General features: G+C 63.2%; 15 protein-coding genes. 4 read left to right on the plus strand and 11 right to left on the minus strand.

What is annotated here, in order from left to right; all coding sequences use genetic code 11:
• Nucleotides 1–316: 316 nt before the first annotated feature.
• On the minus strand, nucleotides 317–1,129 hold the full coding sequence (locus MacB4_RS05075; RefSeq protein WP_206864755.1) for a phosphoadenylyl-sulfate reductase: 813 nt from the start codon (nucleotides 1,127–1,129) through the stop codon (nucleotides 317–319).
• A 23-nt stretch (nucleotides 1,130–1,152) separates the two neighbouring features.
• On the opposite strand from MacB4_RS05075, the gene cysD reads away from it, so the two are divergent.
• From cysD to MacB4_RS05090, 3 genes are all read left to right on the plus strand, one after another.
• Nucleotides 1,153–1,959 carry a sulfate adenylyltransferase subunit CysD gene (gene cysD / locus MacB4_RS05080; protein WP_206864756.1) on the plus strand — a complete coding sequence of 269 codons (807 nt, stop codon included), beginning with the start codon at nucleotides 1,153–1,155 and terminating at the stop codon, nucleotides 1,957–1,959.
• A 22-nt stretch (nucleotides 1,960–1,981) separates the two neighbouring features.
• The gene (gene cysC, locus MacB4_RS05085) at nucleotides 1,982–3,904 is read left to right on the plus strand and encodes an adenylyl-sulfate kinase (RefSeq protein ID WP_206864757.1); all 1,923 of its coding nucleotides are present in this window, start codon (nucleotides 1,982–1,984) and stop codon (nucleotides 3,902–3,904) included.
• Nucleotides 3,905–4,031: 127 nt separating this feature from the next.
• Entirely contained in the window at nucleotides 4,032–4,460 is a 429-nt protein-coding gene (locus tag MacB4_RS05090) for a hypothetical protein (RefSeq protein ID WP_206864758.1), read from the plus strand.
• A 137-nt stretch (nucleotides 4,461–4,597) separates the two neighbouring features.
• Here MacB4_RS05090 and MacB4_RS05095 read toward each other — a convergent pair whose 3' ends face one another.
• From MacB4_RS05095 to MacB4_RS05140, 10 genes are all read right to left on the minus strand, one after another.
• Nucleotides 4,598–4,813, minus strand: a complete 216-nt coding sequence (locus MacB4_RS05095) for a hypothetical protein (RefSeq protein ID WP_206864759.1) — start codon at nucleotides 4,811–4,813, stop codon at nucleotides 4,598–4,600.
• A 296-nt stretch (nucleotides 4,814–5,109) separates the two neighbouring features.
• Complete coding sequence (locus tag MacB4_RS05100) at nucleotides 5,110–5,271, minus strand: hypothetical protein (protein WP_206864760.1); 162 nt, start codon at nucleotides 5,269–5,271, stop codon at nucleotides 5,110–5,112.
• 470 nt (nucleotides 5,272–5,741) lie between these two features.
• A complete protein-coding gene (locus MacB4_RS05105) occupies nucleotides 5,742–6,551 on the minus strand; it encodes a transglutaminase family protein (RefSeq protein ID WP_206864761.1) in 810 nt (269 codons plus the stop codon).
• A 151-nt stretch (nucleotides 6,552–6,702) separates the two neighbouring features.
• Nucleotides 6,703–7,740, minus strand: a complete 1,038-nt coding sequence (locus MacB4_RS05110) for an ISL3 family transposase (RefSeq protein WP_242529347.1) — start codon at nucleotides 7,738–7,740, stop codon at nucleotides 6,703–6,705.
• 374 nt (nucleotides 7,741–8,114) lie between these two features.
• Nucleotides 8,115–8,546, minus strand: coding sequence for a molybdenum cofactor biosynthesis protein MoaE (locus tag MacB4_RS05115; RefSeq protein WP_206864762.1), 432 nt, complete (start codon nucleotides 8,544–8,546; stop codon nucleotides 8,115–8,117).
• Nucleotides 8,547–8,549: 3 nt separating this feature from the next.
• Nucleotides 8,550–8,801 carry a MoaD/ThiS family protein gene (locus MacB4_RS05120; protein ID WP_206864763.1) on the minus strand — a complete coding sequence of 84 codons (252 nt, stop codon included), beginning with the start codon at nucleotides 8,799–8,801 and terminating at the stop codon, nucleotides 8,550–8,552.
• A gap of 1 nt (nucleotide 8,802) precedes the next feature.
• Complete coding sequence (gene moaA, locus MacB4_RS05125; RefSeq protein ID WP_206864764.1) at nucleotides 8,803–9,783, minus strand: GTP 3',8-cyclase MoaA; 981 nt, start codon at nucleotides 9,781–9,783, stop codon at nucleotides 8,803–8,805.
• A gap of 40 nt (nucleotides 9,784–9,823) precedes the next feature.
• Nucleotides 9,824–10,243 (minus strand): DUF1844 domain-containing protein, encoded by a 420-nt coding sequence (locus MacB4_RS05130; RefSeq protein WP_206864765.1) that lies wholly within the window; start codon nucleotides 10,241–10,243, stop codon nucleotides 9,824–9,826.
• A gap of 49 nt (nucleotides 10,244–10,292) precedes the next feature.
• Nucleotides 10,293–12,875: a pitrilysin family protein gene (locus MacB4_RS05135; RefSeq protein ID WP_206864766.1), complete on the minus strand. Its 2,583-nt coding sequence runs from the start codon at nucleotides 12,873–12,875 to the stop codon at nucleotides 10,293–10,295.
• 66 nt (nucleotides 12,876–12,941) lie between these two features.
• Entirely contained in the window at nucleotides 12,942–13,421 is a 480-nt protein-coding gene (locus MacB4_RS05140) for a Minf_1886 family protein (protein WP_206864767.1), read from the minus strand.
• A gap of 438 nt (nucleotides 13,422–13,859) precedes the next feature.
• Here MacB4_RS05140 and MacB4_RS05145 point away from each other — a divergent pair, with 438 nt between their 5' ends.
• On the plus strand, nucleotides 13,860–14,723 hold the full coding sequence (locus MacB4_RS05145; RefSeq protein ID WP_206864768.1) for a hypothetical protein: 864 nt from the start codon (nucleotides 13,860–13,862) through the stop codon (nucleotides 14,721–14,723).
• The last annotated feature ends 22 nt before the right edge of the window (nucleotides 14,724–14,745 follow it).

Below are 14,745 nucleotides of genomic sequence, written 5' to 3' on the forward strand. Positions count from 1 at the left end.
CGGTCACGATAGGGCGAAAGGCGCGGCCGAGCAAGCTTCCCGCTGAATTTTCCGCCGGCGCCACTCGACGGGCTTCGGGCTCGCCGCTTTTCCTGGTGGATCCAGCCGCCAACGGGTGCCAGCCGGTGCCCGCAATCTCTTCTGCTTCGCCGGGTTTCCCGGGCATTGCTCCCGAGGCCATGGTGGGGTGCTCCGCAGGCAGAGGGGCATTTCCAGAGTGTTTTGCCCTTTCGGTGCCATCCCTCCTTCCCCCGCGGCTCCTTCCGGCTGATGGTGGGAGTCGCCGAAGCGATGCATTGGCCAGCGAATCAACGTCTTACGACGCCGATGTGCTCCCCGGACGGGAATGGAGGCCACACTCGCGCTTCCACCCGAAAAAGCGGGTCTCTTCCGGCAGCATCCCCTCCTCCCAGGGGCGGCTGGTCGGGACATCGCCTACCGAGACATAGCCTCGGGAAGCGAGGGGATGCCGGGGGATCCCCCACTCCTCGAAATAGGCCTCCACCTCTTCGTCGCTCCAATCGACAATCGGATGGAGCTTGGCGACCCCCCCTTGCCACTGGAGAGCCGGCAGCTCCGCCCGTGTCTTTGCCTGCGAGCGGCGCAAACCCGCCAGCCAGCAGGCCGCGCCCAGATCCTCCAGCGCCCGGCGCATCGGCTCGACCTTCCGGAGCTCATTATACCGATCCAGGCCCTCCACCCCCTCTTCCCAAAGGCGTCCGTAGCGGGCCTCGAACCAAGCGGCGGAAAGGGGAGCTCGAGCCACGTGGAGCCGGAGCCCGAGCCGCTCGGTGAGCAGGTCGGCATACCGGTAGGTTTCGGGAAAGAGATAGCCCGTGTCGACGAATACCACCGGAATGTCCGGCCGCAGCCGCGTGGCCAGATGCAGAAGCACACCAGCCTGGATGCCGAAGCTCGAGCTCAGCACCACCCGGTCACCGAACCGCGCAAAGGCCCATTGGAGCCGCTCTGCGGCGCTCCGCCCCTCCAGGTCCGCTTCCGTTGCCCTCGTCTCGCCCGCTTCCCTTTCGCCGTTCTTGCTCTCCCTTCCTTCCTGTGATTGCCTTTCCTCAGGTTGGGAAGAACGGGAAGCACCGCCATGCCGCTGGAAATCGCTTGGCTTTTTCATATCTCCCGTTAGTCTATAGACTCATGAGTAATTTGAGCAAGCTTGAATCCCAGAGCATCTTCCTTCTCCGAGAGGCCTACCGGACCTTCCAGCGCGTCGGGATGCCCTGGTCGATGGGGAAAGACTCGAATGTGCTTCTCTGGCTTGCGCAGAAGGCCTTCTGCGGCCGGATCCCGTTTCCGGTTCTCCACATCGACACCACGTACGAGTTTCCGGAGATGATCGAGTTTCGCGCATGGGCGCAGCAGCATTACGGCCTTCAGCTCATCGTGAAGATCAACGAGGAGGCGATTGCCCGTGGGGTCGGCTACGCCACCCATGACCCCGTGACGGTGACCCACGAGCTCAAGACCGTCGCCCTCCAGCAGGCCCTGGCCGAATACCAATGGGATGCCTTGATCACAGGCATCCGACGCGACGAGGACCCGACTCGGGCCAAGGAACGATACTTTTCGCCGCGCTCTTCTGAAGGAGAGTGGAACTACAAGAACCAGCCGCCGGAATTCTGGAACCAGTTTGCGCTTCCCCCGAAGGGCGCGGGCGGCCATGTCCGGGTGCAACCGCTCCTCGACTGGACCGAATACGATATCTGGCTCTACATTCGACGGGAAAAGATCCCCATTCCGCCTCTCTACTTCGCGCGGGAGGGCAAGCGTTTCCGCTCGATCGGCTGCCAGCCGATCACGCACCCGGTACCCAGTGCCGCATCGACGGTGGACGAGATCATCGCCGAGCTCTACGCGACGCGCACCCCCGAGCGGGCCGGGCGGGCGCAGGATCATCACGAGCGAAACGCCATGCAAAAGCTCCGCGCCAAAGGATTCCTATAAGGAGAAGAAGGAGCGAACTGTCATGCATTTTTCTGCCTCGGAAGAAGTTCTGCCGATCGTCGTGATCGGCCACGTAGACCATGGAAAATCGACTTTGATCGGCCGCCTGCTCTTCGATACGGGCTCGGTCCCAGAAGGCAAGGCCGAAGAGCTCGCCCGGGCCGCCGCGGCCGAAGGGGTGCCCTTCGAGCATGCGTTCTTGCTCGATTCCCTTCTCGAGGAACAGGCTCAGAACGTGACCATCGATACCACCGAGATCCGGTTTCGGACGGAAAGGCGGCGGTATGCGATCATCGATGCCCCCGGCCACAAGGAGTTCCTGAAGAATATGCTCTCCGGGGCAGCACGAGCGCAGGCGGCCGTCCTCGTCGTCGATGCCCGGGAAGGGGTTCGCGAGCAGACGCGGCGGCACGCGATGCTCCTCCCGATCCTCGGTATCCGCCACATCCTCGCTGCCGTCAACAAGATGGACTTGGTGGACTATTCCGAAGACCGCTACCGGGAGATCTCGGATTCTCTGACCGCTCTCTTCGCGGAGCTCGGACTCCCGGAACCGACCTCTCTCCCGCTATCGGCGCGGGAGGGAGAGAACATCGTCCAGCCGAGTGCCCGAATGCCCTGGTTCGGAGGAGGGGCTCTCCTCGAGGCGCTCGATTCTGTTCCTTCCCCTTCTCGCCTCGATGCGCTACCGCTCCGCTTCGCGGTGCAGGATGTCTATCGCCGGGGAGCGGACCGCCTGGTGGCTGGGCGGCTGGAAACCGGAACGCTCCGCGTGGGAGAAGAGCTTCTTTTCTGGCCCGGCCGCAAGCGCGCCCGCCTGCGCTCCTTTGCGGAGTGGCCTCCGGAATCGACCCCGCGGGAGGCTTCCGCGGGTCGATCGACCGCACTGATCCTCGAAGAGGAGATCTTCGTCGAACGAGGAATGATCGCAAGCTCCCTCGACCATGGGCCGATCGAGGCGCGCGAATTTCCCGCCAAGATGTTCTGGCTCGGACCCGACCCACTCCGCCTCGGCGAAACGTACGAGCTGCGCCTGATGACCCAGTCGGTCGGAGCGCGCGTCACGGAAGTCGACCGGGTCATCGACGCGGAAACCCTCTCCGTCCAAGATTCCTGCAAACCGGGGGTAGAGGCCAACGAGATCGCGGAGGTGCTCGTCCGCACCCAGCGGCCGCTCGCCTTCGACAATGCGTCCGAGATCGCCCAGACCGGGCGATTCATCCTGGCTAAGGATGGGCGGATCCTCGGCGGAGGCATCGTCCTGGGCGCACGCTACCCAAGAGCCTCCCTGCCTCCGGTTCATCAGAGCAGCCCGCTTTTCTGGACCGAAGGAGAGATCGACCGGAACGAACGAGCGCGCGCCCTCGGCCATCGGGGTGCCATCCTCTGGTTCACCGGCCTCTCCGGCGCGGGCAAATCGACGCTGGCGATCCAGTTGGAAGCCCAGCTCTTCCGCCGCGGAATCTGGGCCTACGTCCTCGACGGGGACAACCTGCGCCACGGACTCTCCAGCGACCTGGGGTTCAGCGCCCAAGACCGGCGGGAAAACATCCGGAGAGCCGCGGAGGCCGCTCGCGTTCTCGCCGACGCGGGCCTGGTAGCGATCGTCGCCTTGATCTCTCCGTTTCGGGCCGACCGCCGGAAGGCGCGCGAGATCGCTGAAGCCGCAGGCATCCCCTTCCGCGAGATCTTCGTTCATGCTCCCCTCGAAGTCTGCCGGGCGCGCGATCCAAAGGCTCTCTACGCCCGGGCCGAGCGCGGGGAGATCCCGGAATTCACGGGAGTCGACTCCCCCTACGAGGTTCCCGAGAATGCCGAGCTCGAGCTCCCCACCCACCAGCTCTCGCCCGCCGAGTGCCTGGAACGATTGACGAAGCTCGCCCAAGCGGCGATCGCTCTTCCGAATCGGCCTTCCTTGCGCGAGGACCCGGCAGCGAATATCTGACTCTGTGCCTCTCCCCCCTCGCGCCGAATCGATACGGCGATGGATCAAGAATGTCCTTGACAGAGGTGGGTGCTTTTAGCATGGGTAGTACCCGTTATACGGACAGATAACAAACAAGGAGACTTCGATGGCTATCACTGGGAACCCGCCGCTCTTTCCGGAATCTGGGGGCGGTGAGATTCTGTCTAAACGCGACCTCAAGAGCCCTCTGCCGGAAGTCATGGGCGGCGGCAAGCAGAGTTTTCTGCCAGACGATCTACGGATCAAGAATCCAGCCGGCAATGTCTCCCCGCAAGGCACGGATGCCAAGCAGCCTACGCTGCGCGTGACGAATCCGACAGACCGAGATTTCCAGTTTTCGCATCACGACAAGGAGTATCTGCTCCCCAAAGGAGAGGTGGTCGAGCTTCCCGAGGAGGTGTGCCAGTTTGGTCTAGCGTATGGTTCCAATGGGAACGACGCAGGCTTTGGTCGCGCCTGTCGAATGAACGGGATTCGGAGCCCCGACGAGGCTAAGAAGCTTTTCAGCCAGTTGAAATTCGATCCCGCTGCATAGCGGGACGAGGAGTCAGCTCCGGCTCCGGTCGAGAGTCAGAAGCGTGAATGACTGACCAACCGCTTCGCCTTTCTTCGAACGATACTCCGTAAGGAACGGGGGCAAGCTACCGTGCGCCTCGCCCTGCCTTCTACCGGCTATTCATCCTCTTCTTCGTCGTCGTAACCCGTGATCGAGAAGTTCCGGATAACCGGCTGGTCGTTCCGGAAGACGTCGATCGGCTCCTGGCCGATCGTGCCAAATCCGACCGGGCCAGCTTGGTAGTAGTAAAATGGCTTACCGTCGAAGTAACCCATGCTGAGCGGGCCTAACGAGCACGATCCCGCAATGATTCCGTAAGCAAGTAGCTTCATTCCTTCGCCCTCCCTGCAACAGAGCCCAGTTCCCGACTCTCCCTGGACAACCCGGGCCCACCCTCTCCCTCAAGCCCCCCCGCCGCGCGAGCGGAGCAAATCTCGCACCGGAGATTCTACGACCTCTGGGACTGAAATGTCACTCTCTTCCACCGCCTGCCTTACCTCCAGGCCGATACGAGCGCGATGCTTCGGGTCTCTGCAGATCCGCCCGGCGACATAGGCTACCTGGGCTTCGGGCATCTCTTTCCCCGCGAGCGGGGCGCCGGATCGTTGGTCGGCGAAAAGGTCATCCGCTAACCGCCGGAACGGCTCACGGCATACTCGCCAGCCCGATCCCCGGTCAGCGGGTGCGGGTTGCCGGCCACCAGCTCGGCCACCGTCTGCGCCGCGCCCAAATCGCCCAGCCGTGCCTTGAGCTTGCGCGCACAGTCGTTGCCCAGTTTCTTCCGCGCCATGGCCTCGCAAGCACCGACGCAGTTGGGGCTGCGGCCGTTACCTCAAATTTCGAATCAGCGCGACGCGGCGGCGGACGCGGTTTCGGCGGTCATCGTGGCGTGGGCGTCGGTCACCGCGCCGTTGTGGCGGGCGGCCACTGGTGGACCCTATGGCGTCGGCGCTTGCTGGCGTTCGAGCCTCATCGGCTATGTCTGGATTTGTCAGTGATCAGCTACCGACGCGAACCTGTTGCGCCGCGTTGAAAACTGACGAGCGCCGCGGTCGTTTCGCGCGACGCTCGACATCGCGGAGCGTTTGGCGCCGTCCGCCAATCAATGGACATTCACCCGAATGTCGCGCCGATCTCGGTCCAAGGTCCGCGTTGGCTCACGCAGAGTCGGTCGCGACGGGATCAGGAAAGACCGTATTGGGTTCACCAGCTTTTGTCCCCACCTCCGTCCACCGGGCGCCAAACGCCAAGTTCTCCCCCTTACCCTGGCAACTCGTCCACCCAGACCTTGAAACTCTTCAAGACATGGGGGCCGAACGAATGGACCAGCGGCACGTCGGCAGCGTCGCGGCCGCGCGCCATCAGGATGCGGCCGACGCGCAAGCCGTTGTTGCGCGGATCGAACGCCCACCATCGGCCGCCGAGAAAGACCTCCATCCAGGCACAGAAATCCTGCGCTTCATACGGCGGCGGCAGGCCGACGTCGCTGATATAGCCCACGCAATAGCGCGACGGAATGTTCATGCAGCGGCAGAAGGCGATGGCGAGATGAGCAAAGTCGCGGCAGACACCGACACATTTTTGATTGGCCTGCGCCGCGGTGCGCGTCGCGGCGCAATCCAGATAGTCGAATTTCAGGCGATTGTAAACATGATCGCAGATCGCCTGCACCCTGGCCCAGCCGGGGAGCGCATGTTCGAACAATCTCCACGCCTCGTCGGACAGAAGGTCGGTGTCGCAATAGCGGCTGCCGAGCAGGAACTGGATCGTCTCGTCGGGCAGATTCTGGATCGGATGCTCGACCGCGTCCAGGCCGACCGGATCAGTCGCGCCGGAGACATGAATCACCGCGTCGGCGTGAAACCTGATGTCGCCGGTCGGCGCGACGAGACGAAAAACAAAATTGCCGAAACTGTCGTGATAGGTCGAAACCGGAACCTGCGGCTCGACCCGAAGGACATCCGGCTCCTCAAGCTGTCCGACCAGGGAATGATGGACGTGCAACATCCCGATCATCGGCGTCGGCTTCGGCGTCCGATAGGTCATGTCGTAACCAAAACGAATGCGCATTCAAAAGACTCAATTCGGGTTAGATCGGCAGGACGACCCGGCGTTGCGACCCGATCGCGGCATCGAGGCAAGCGCGGGGTGTGGAGACTGTTCCGATGCCGGCGACGTGGAACCAGCGCAGGTAGTTGTCGAAATATGCCTCTTCGCTGATTCAAGTGGGTAGAGCGGGAAGATCGAGCCGCAACTTTCCGGCTTTGAGGAACGCGGCAATTCTCAGGTAGCGAAAGCTTCGAAAGCCTCTGGCCATTCTTTTGGCCAGCTGGATCAGCCCGTTGATCGCGTCGATGGTTCCGTTGGTGATCCGGCTCTGGAGAAAGGCGATGATTCCCCCCAGATGCTCTTTGATGGTTTTGGAGAGTCTTCGGAAGGGGGCAAGCCGACTGCGATCCGCCCACCGGAACCACCAGCGGAGCTCTTGGGGATCCTCCTGGGAGAGGATCTCTTGGAGAGCCCCCCGCAACCCAATGGCTCTTCCCAATCGAGGATAGGCGGCGCAAAGGGAGCTCCGCAGACCCTTCTGCTCCTCGCTTCGCGTCCATTCGTTACCTCGGAGCGCCCAGAGGCTTCCTTTCGGCAGCAACCCTTGACGCCCGAACTCCTTGCGCACCTGGTCGACCGCCTCTCCCGCCATCGGCATGAGAGGGAAAGGATCGAAAATCCTCTCCGCCTTCGGAAAAAACTCCCGGGCTCCAGAGATGGAAGAGGGGCTCATATCCATGCAGATCGCTTCGATCTGCCCCGGATCGGCATTCTGTTCCTTCCTCTCCTTGGCGAAGGCCTCCAGAGCCTCCTTTCCTCTCCCCTCGGCAAGGAAGAGCCGCTTCCGGCTCTCCGCATCGGTAACGACCGTCACGGAACGGTGGCCCCGCTTGCTACTGGTCTCATCCGCCAGGATCTTCTTGACCTCGCTCCAGTCCTCGCGTCGGTAGGCCTTTTCCACGGAATGCCCCAAGACCCGCCAGAGCCGGGGTTCTTGCTCCTTGAGCATCTCCGCCATCGCGGAAACCGACATCTCCCGGGAAAGCATCCAAATGACCGCCTCCCTCATGAGAGTAAACCCGCTCCCCGCCCTGGCCCAAGGAACCTCCACCAGCCGAACTCCATGCTCCGGACAGTCGATCCGAGGCACCCGAGCGAGCCACTCGGTCCGATACTGCCAGAAGTTCATGTGCCTCCACCGCTTCTCCACCGTGTCGTGTACGGGGGAAGCTCTTCGACATTCCGGAGAGGCGAACCGATGACCTTGCTCAAAACTCGAGCCAGATCTTCAGAGTATGCTCCTTCGCAGAAGGCTCACTCCGGCTCACCTTCCCTTCCGAACCCAGTTGCAGCGCCGCAGCGACAAGCTTGTTTGCGTCCATCCCGCAAGCATCCACCAGGCAGCCCGGTCTGGCCATCCGCTGTCAAGGAGGATCGACGAAGTCGAAGTGCCCTTGACGGCCTCCTTTCTCCCAATAAATCCGTCGAAGACCGATGGCAAGAACCCCGCTTCTTGCCATCCCTTAACCAAAATCCGCTCTCCCCTTACCCACTCAATTCAGCGAGGAGCCACTCCCCCTCTCGTTAGGAGGGCCGCTCGGCAACGGTCGAGGGGCTGACCTTCTCGGGACGGGAAGGAACGGCGGCCTTCCAGATGGGAACGTCCGCCTTGAGCCTCTGAATGACCTCTTCGGCGATCCGGAAGGCACTCCCGCGCCTTTCGGCGGCGACGCGCAGGTAGAGAGAGGGCTCTCCGACCGGAACGGTGCCAAGCCGATGAATCAGGACAAGGTCGTGGCAGACTCCACGATCGGACACCTCCTCCGCGATCCGCTCGAGCTCCTTCTGAGCCATCGCGCGGTAAGCCTCATAGTCGAGCGCGGCAATCGGCTCGCCCCCTTCCCGGCCACGGACGATCCCGAAAAATTCGACGACTGCTCCCGAAGAGCCGTCCAAGGGGAAGGGGATCGACGGGCGCTCGATGGGCTCGTCGATCAGCGAAATCGAGATGCCCACGATTCACCCCCCGCTTACCGGCGGAATCACCGCCAGCTCCTCGGCCTCCCCGATCGGGCAGTCCCAGGAGCAATATTCGAGATCGAGGCTCACCCGGGCCCCAAGGATCTTTTCAAAAAATCCGGGAGAGATCCTTTCGAGGAGCTGGTGCGGCGTCTCTTCGGGATCGACAACGATGGAGCGCTCCCGGAAGCCCAGGAGCTCCCTGGCCTGCGCAAAGAGCAGAAGGCGAACCGTTCTGGCCTCGCCACCCATCTCATCCTCCCAAGGCGGTCATCGCTCGCTCGGGCTCGTAGTAGTCCCGGAAGGAGTGCTCGAGCGGCTTGCGCCGGAGTGTGTCGAGAAAGGCCGCTCGCAGCCCCTCCCGGTCGATCGCCGGGCGCAGGAAGGGGCGCAGATCGACTTCCATCTGGTTCCCCAGGCAGGGGCGAAGCCTCCCATCGGCCGTCAGGCGCATCTTGTTGCACTGCTCGCAAAAGTGGAGGTCGCTCAGCGCGCCGATGAAGCCCACCGTCACTCCCCGCCTCTCCATCCGGAAGTAGCGCGCGGGACCGAAGCCCAGGGACCCTTCGACCGGCTCGAGCCGGTCTTGGCTCTCCAGCTTCCGGCGCACCTCGGATGCGGGAAGGAAGTTCTCCGGCCGGAGCACTTCCCGGGAAGTCACTGGCATGAGCTCGATGAACCGGAGAATGAGCTGCCGTTCTGCCGCAAAGGCGAGCAACGGGTCGATCTGGTCTTCGTTGCGATGGCGCAAGAGGACCGTGTTGAGCTTGATCGACGGAAAGCCGAGCCGGCGGATGGCCTCGATTCCCTCGAGCACCGGGGCGAGATAGCCTCCGGTGATCTCGTAGTACCGCTTCGGGTCGAGTGCATCCAGGCTGATGTTGATTCCCGCAAGCCCCGCTTCCCGCAGCGGGACCGCCAAGCCCGCCAGACGAGTCCCGTTGGTCGAAAGCTTGACACTCCGGACACCCGGGGTGCGTACGATCTCGCGCACGAGATCGGGCACTCCTGGCCGGACCAGGGGCTCTCCGCCCGTGATGCGAAAATCGGTAAACCCGAGATCGACGGCGACCGCCACGGTCGCAAGGATCTCCTCGTAGCTGAGAAGGTCCTCCTGTTGCCTCCAGCCGGAAAACTCCCGCGGGAAGCAGTAGAGACAGCGCTCGTTGCAGCGATCCGTCACCGAAATCCGCAAATAATGGACGGAACGCCGGAAGCTATCCTGAGAGCTCACACACCCCTTTCCTGTCGCAAAGGGTCGATTCGGTTTGGTTTCACCCGTAGCTCTTGAAAAACTTCCGCTTGTCTCCTTCGGTCGAGGGCTCTGGTTGCGAAGGCCCGATCACGGGGGCCTGCGCCGGCTCCGCCGCTCCGGCGCCAGCGGTCTCCGACGTGGAGCGCGGAGCGGACGACACTCTTCCACGGTTCCGGCTCGCCTCTACGTAGGCCAGCCGAAGCTCGGTAAGCGCACCCGTGAGAAACGCCTGCTCGTTCGGCTGGAGGTTCCCGCGCGTCTTCACTTCGAGCGCTTCCAAATGATCGATGAGCTCCCGTGCCTCTGGAAGCCGCGGCTCCATCGCCTCCATGCCCGGGAGTGGAATGCGTCCCAGCAGCATGAGCACATGCTCGATCTGCATCTGCAGGTGGCGCGCGAAACGGGCCTGAACTTCTGTATCCGAAAGAGAATCATGCATAGGCAACCAAACGTTCTTTTCGGGCGAGCCACAACCACTTTCTGCAAACTTACGGACGAACGACCCCAATCACATACCCCTGGCTTTGAAAATAGGTCCGAAGAACGCGGTTGACCTCGTCCAGGGACATCGCCTTCAAGCGGAGGAGCCTCCGCTCGTCGTAATCCCAGCCCAAGCCCAGAAGCTCGTGGAGCGCCGAGCTCGTCACCACCGAGGCGGGATTCTGCCAAGACATCGTCTCCTCGCTGATCAGCTTCGCTCGGGCTCGAACGAACTCTCCTTCCGAAAATCCTTCCTGGGCAAGCCGGAAGACCTCCTCCAGCAGCACCCGCTCGACCTCTTGCTCCTTGCCGGGAGCGGTCCCCGCATAGAAGTAGAAATATCCGGCCTGACGCCCGAGGAAGCGCGAAGCACTCACGAAGTAGGCCAATCCCAGCTCGTCACGCACGCGGACAAAGAGCCGGGTACCCAGATCCGACAGAGCCTCCCCCACCACCGCCAGAGGCAGTTGATCGGGATGGACCAGCTCCGGGATCGGGAAGGCGATCTCTACGATCGCTTGCTCCTTGCCGGGAGCCCGCTCTTCGGCCCGCACGGGCCGTGAGGGAAGAGGAGGCAGAGGAGGGAAGGAGAGCCCGGCCGCTTCTCCGAACCGGGAAGCGAGCTCCGGAACGACGAAGGGCTGCCACTCCCTCGGATCCACCGGCCCCGCTCCCGCGAGGATCAGCCGATTGGTCTGAAGCACCGTGGCGATGAAATGTTCCACGTCGGCCACGCAGAGGGATGCCAGGCTCTCCTCCGTCCCCAGGATGGTGCCCCCATAGGGATGGGTTCCGTACAGAGTCCGCCGGACAAGGTTGCGAGCGAGGGAGAGCGGATCGTCCCGTTCGGCCTGGAGCAGCGAAAGCTGCTTCCGCTTTTCGATCGCCAGCTCCTCTTCACGGCAGGCGGGCTCAAGCAGCATCTCGAGGAAGAGCTTGAGCGCCGGAGCCCACTGGTCGCTCAAGACCTCCAGCGAAAGGCCGGCGGAATTATTTCCCGCATCGGCCGCGACCGAGCCGCCGAGCTCCTCCACCTCCCGGGCGATCGTGGCGGCCGTTCGGCTCCGGGTCCCCTTGAGGAGAAGCTGCGCAGCCAGGAAGCAGATGCCCTCCTTCCCCTTCGGCTCGGAGAGGAGCCCGCCGCCAAACGCGGCCCGGAAGAACTGGAGAGGGAGGTTGTTTTCCAGGGAAATCATCCGCAATCCACCGCCCACCTTCGTCAAGGAGGGGACCGCCTTTCCTCCGCGACCCGTTGCTGCGGACGATCTACGCGCCGGAAGCCGAAAGCCGACGGGAACCAGATCGACTCGATTCTCCTTGTGGGGCAAGAGATAGCGGCGGGCTACCCGCTGAACGTCCTCGCCACTCACTCCGAGCAGGAGACGCAAGAAGGTCTCCTTCAAGTAGGGATCCCGGGCCACGAGCCAGCCCGAGCCCACCGCTTCGGCCTTGCCCGCCATGGTCTTGAGCTCGGAGATCGATCGCGCGAGCGTCAACCGGCGCGCCAAGGTCAAGTCGGCTTCCGAGGGCGGCGCCTGCCCGATCGCGGCGACTTCCTCGCGAATCCGAGCCGCCAGGGCTTCCAACCGCTCGGGTGCACACCGCGCCTCCACACCGAACGCCCCGACTTCGGGTCCAGCAAACGCAAACGTCTCCACCTCTTCGGCCAAGCTCTCGCTCTCGACCAGCTTTTGATGCAAGATCGAGCTCCGGGCCTCGCCCAGCAGCAAGGCGAGAACGCGAAGGGCGGCCGAATCCGGGTGGCCGAATCCGGGAACCGGATAGAGGATGGAAATCCGGGCTAGCTCGCTGGCAAACGTCTTGCGCGCGTAGCGAGCGGCGACTTGCTGCGGCTCTGCAGGCAGCGGGAGATCCGTGAGGAATCGCCGAGGTTCGCTGCCCATGCACGATTCCGCGACCGAGAAGACCTCCTCCGGCTCCACCGCACCGGAGGCGATGAGGAAGAGATTCTGGGGGACATAGCGCTCCCGATGATAGGCAACGACATCGTCACAGGTCAGGGCATTGAATAGATCGATCTGCCCAATGATCGGAAAGCGCATGGGATGCCGCAGGAAGGCGGTCTCGAAAGCTGCCTGGAAGAGCTGGGTCTCGGGATCGTCCTCCACCATGGCGAACTCCCGTCGGATCACATCCTTTTCCCGATCGAACTCCTCCGGAGCAATCGCCGGATGGAGCACGGCGTCCGCGAGGATCGGCAGGGCCTGCCGCCAGGATTCGGCAGGAAGATCGATATGGTAGACGGTCCGCTCGTAGGTCGTGTAGGCATTGAAATGGCCGCCGAGGTCCTGGATCTCCTGGACCATCTGGACCCCGGTCCGCGTCGCCGTCCCTTTGAACAGAAGATGCTCCAGGAGATGAGAGATCCCCGAGCCGATCCACCGTCCCTCATGGAGGCTCCCGGTCGCACACCAGCACTGGAGGGAGACGACCGGCACGCGCAGGTCCCGATTGACCAGCACGGTGAGCCCGTTCGCCAGAGTCCTCTGCTCCACTGCTAGAAGCGAGAGCGGGAAGGGCCCAAGCTCGGAGGAAGGCTGGCCGGCGGCGGATCGCAGCGTGGAACTCATGGCGACTCTCAACGCGAGACCGGAGGCTGTCGGCAGGATCCTGCGACGCTCCGAGCCCGGCTTTCGCTATGCGGCCGGAGCCTTCTTCTTGGCGCGACCCGGCTTGCCAGCCTTTGCCTCGGTTTGCGCTACCTTCCGTTTGCGCGCCGATCGAACCGTTCCTACGGGACAGAAGGGCTTCACGAAGGCTGAAGTGAAGCTGAAGCCCTTTTTAAAATCTTTCCGGGTTCCCGCACTCGTCTGGCCCAAGACTCCGTAAGAAGCGAGCGAAAGGATCACGTCTCCCAGGTCGCTGCAGCTCCGGATCCCCCATTCGCTCAAGACCAGCTTGCTCATCGGTCCAAATTCCCGCAGCGCATGCGTGCGCAGCACATCCAGAAGCTCCTTGCCCGACGCGGCCACGGCGACTCTTCGCTTCCCCTTGCGCTTTCCTCCCTTCTCGCTCGAATGCAGGGCCTCGCGAACGAAATAGTATGCCTCATCGGCGTAGCGTCCGTCCCGCTCGCAAATCTCTTCGACAATGCTGGCAAAGTTCCGCTTGCGCATATTCGTCAGTGTTCTCCCCTCCTCTCGAAAATCTACGGATTCCGGGGAAGCCGTTCCGCGAGCCCTTGGCCGAGATCTTGGCCTCCGAAGGATTCACGCAAGAGCCTAACCATTCCGCCGAGCGTCAGCAAGACGAGCAGGAAAAGCACGAGTCCCTGCTCCCGACGGGTCAACCAGAGGTCTCGACTCTTCCACCAAGTGCGCAGACCGGCCACCTTGCTGCATATCTCTCCCGAACGCTCCCGCATTTCAAGCAGTTTTCCCGAATCGGTCGTGCGATCGTGCACTCGTCAGCACCTCGCGAGGCGACTCCGGCGGCGCAGAGTCGCCACTCGAGCCAAATCAAGCTCCCCAAAGACTTTCAAAGAAATGGCCCGCCGAGAGTGCTCCTCCGCTTTTTTCTTGATTTTCCCTTCCCTCACGCCGATAGGCGAGGCAATGTCCACATTCCGCATCCTCGCTCCGGCCAAGCTGCTTTCCCCCTGGCTCCTCGACGCGCTGCGCGCCTCCGTCGGCACCGCCATTTCGGTCGAAGGCTACGCGAGGGAAGAGGAGAGCCGCGACTTGCTCTCCTCGGGTGCGTTCGATCTGGCAGCACTTCCCGACACGGCGATTTTCCCTCTCCTTCGAGCGAGCCTTCTCCTGCCGCTCCCAGAAGCCCTCTCCTCCCCGCTCCCGGCGGACCCTCAATTCCTCCACCACTATTTCGACTCGACCAACCAGCATGCCTGGCCCTTTGGCTTTACGCTGCTGGCGATCGGCGGTCCGGGGACCCCGACCGCGCTGCCAAGCCACTGGAAGGAGCTGGCGACGGGGGGAATTCCCTTTCGCCCGCCTCCTTCTCCCCTCTATTCCCGCTTTCTCTTCGCCGCTCTGGCACACGGCTTTCCCCCTTCCCCCGCCGCTCTCGCCGACCAACGCGGTCCGACCGCCCCGCCCGGCCAGGAGAACGCCCGCGTCGAGATCGATTTCGCGCAACGGCTCGAGGCCCGGACGGGAGTTCCCGGCTGGATCGTCCACATCCCCTCCGAAGGCTCCTGGATCCGGCTCCTTCACTGGACCATCCCCCGAGGATGCGCTAGCGTCAAGGCGGCGGCGGCCGCGCTCCAAACGCTCTATCGCCCGGAAACCCTCGGCCGCTTGACCTCAGAAGCCCGGCTTGCGGCCACCGTGCGGGAAGCGCGCCAAGCGGTGCCCGCAGAGCTCCTCCGTAACCCCAACCTCTATCCTCCCGAGTCCCTCCTCGACCATTGCGTCTTCGCTCGGGTAGACTGGCTTTCCCCGTCGTCCCCCGCTCCCTGAGCCCCGTGGGCTCCCCGAAGAC

The sequence above is a fragment of the Methylacidimicrobium sp. B4 genome, from assembly GCF_017310545.1.
Lineage (GTDB): Bacteria > Verrucomicrobiota > Verrucomicrobiia > Methylacidiphilales > Methylacidiphilaceae > Methylacidimicrobium.

Excerpts from the sequence above, each read along its gene's own strand:
- MacB4_RS05075 (WP_206864755.1), bottom strand. The coding sequence starts at position 1,129 with ATGAAAAAGCCAAGCGATTTCCAGCGGCATGGCGGTGCTTCCCGTTCT.
- cysD (WP_206864756.1), top strand. The coding sequence starts at position 1,153 with ATGAGTAATTTGAGCAAGCTTGAATCCCAGAGCATCTTCCTTCTCCGA.
- cysC (WP_206864757.1), top strand. The coding sequence starts at position 1,982 with ATGCATTTTTCTGCCTCGGAAGAAGTTCTGCCGATCGTCGTGATCGGC.
- MacB4_RS05090 (WP_206864758.1), top strand. The coding sequence starts at position 4,032 with ATGGCTATCACTGGGAACCCGCCGCTCTTTCCGGAATCTGGGGGCGGT.
- MacB4_RS05095 (WP_206864759.1), bottom strand. The coding sequence starts at position 4,813 with ATGAAGCTACTTGCTTACGGAATCATTGCGGGATCGTGCTCGTTAGGC.
- MacB4_RS05100 (WP_206864760.1), bottom strand. The coding sequence starts at position 5,271 with ATGGCGCGGAAGAAACTGGGCAACGACTGTGCGCGCAAGCTCAAGGCA.
- MacB4_RS05105 (WP_206864761.1), bottom strand. The coding sequence starts at position 6,551 with ATGCGCATTCGTTTTGGTTACGACATGACCTATCGGACGCCGAAGCCG.
- MacB4_RS05120 (WP_206864763.1), bottom strand. The coding sequence starts at position 8,801 with ATGGGTGGCGAGGCCAGAACGGTTCGCCTTCTGCTCTTTGCGCAGGCC.
- MacB4_RS05130 (WP_206864765.1), bottom strand. The coding sequence starts at position 10,243 with ATGCATGATTCTCTTTCGGATACAGAAGTTCAGGCCCGTTTCGCGCGC.
- MacB4_RS05135 (WP_206864766.1), bottom strand. The coding sequence starts at position 12,875 with ATGAGTTCCACGCTGCGATCCGCCGCCGGCCAGCCTTCCTCCGAGCTT.
- MacB4_RS05140 (WP_206864767.1), bottom strand. The coding sequence starts at position 13,421 with ATGCGCAAGCGGAACTTTGCCAGCATTGTCGAAGAGATTTGCGAGCGG.
- MacB4_RS05145 (WP_206864768.1), top strand. The coding sequence starts at position 13,860 with ATGTCCACATTCCGCATCCTCGCTCCGGCCAAGCTGCTTTCCCCCTGG.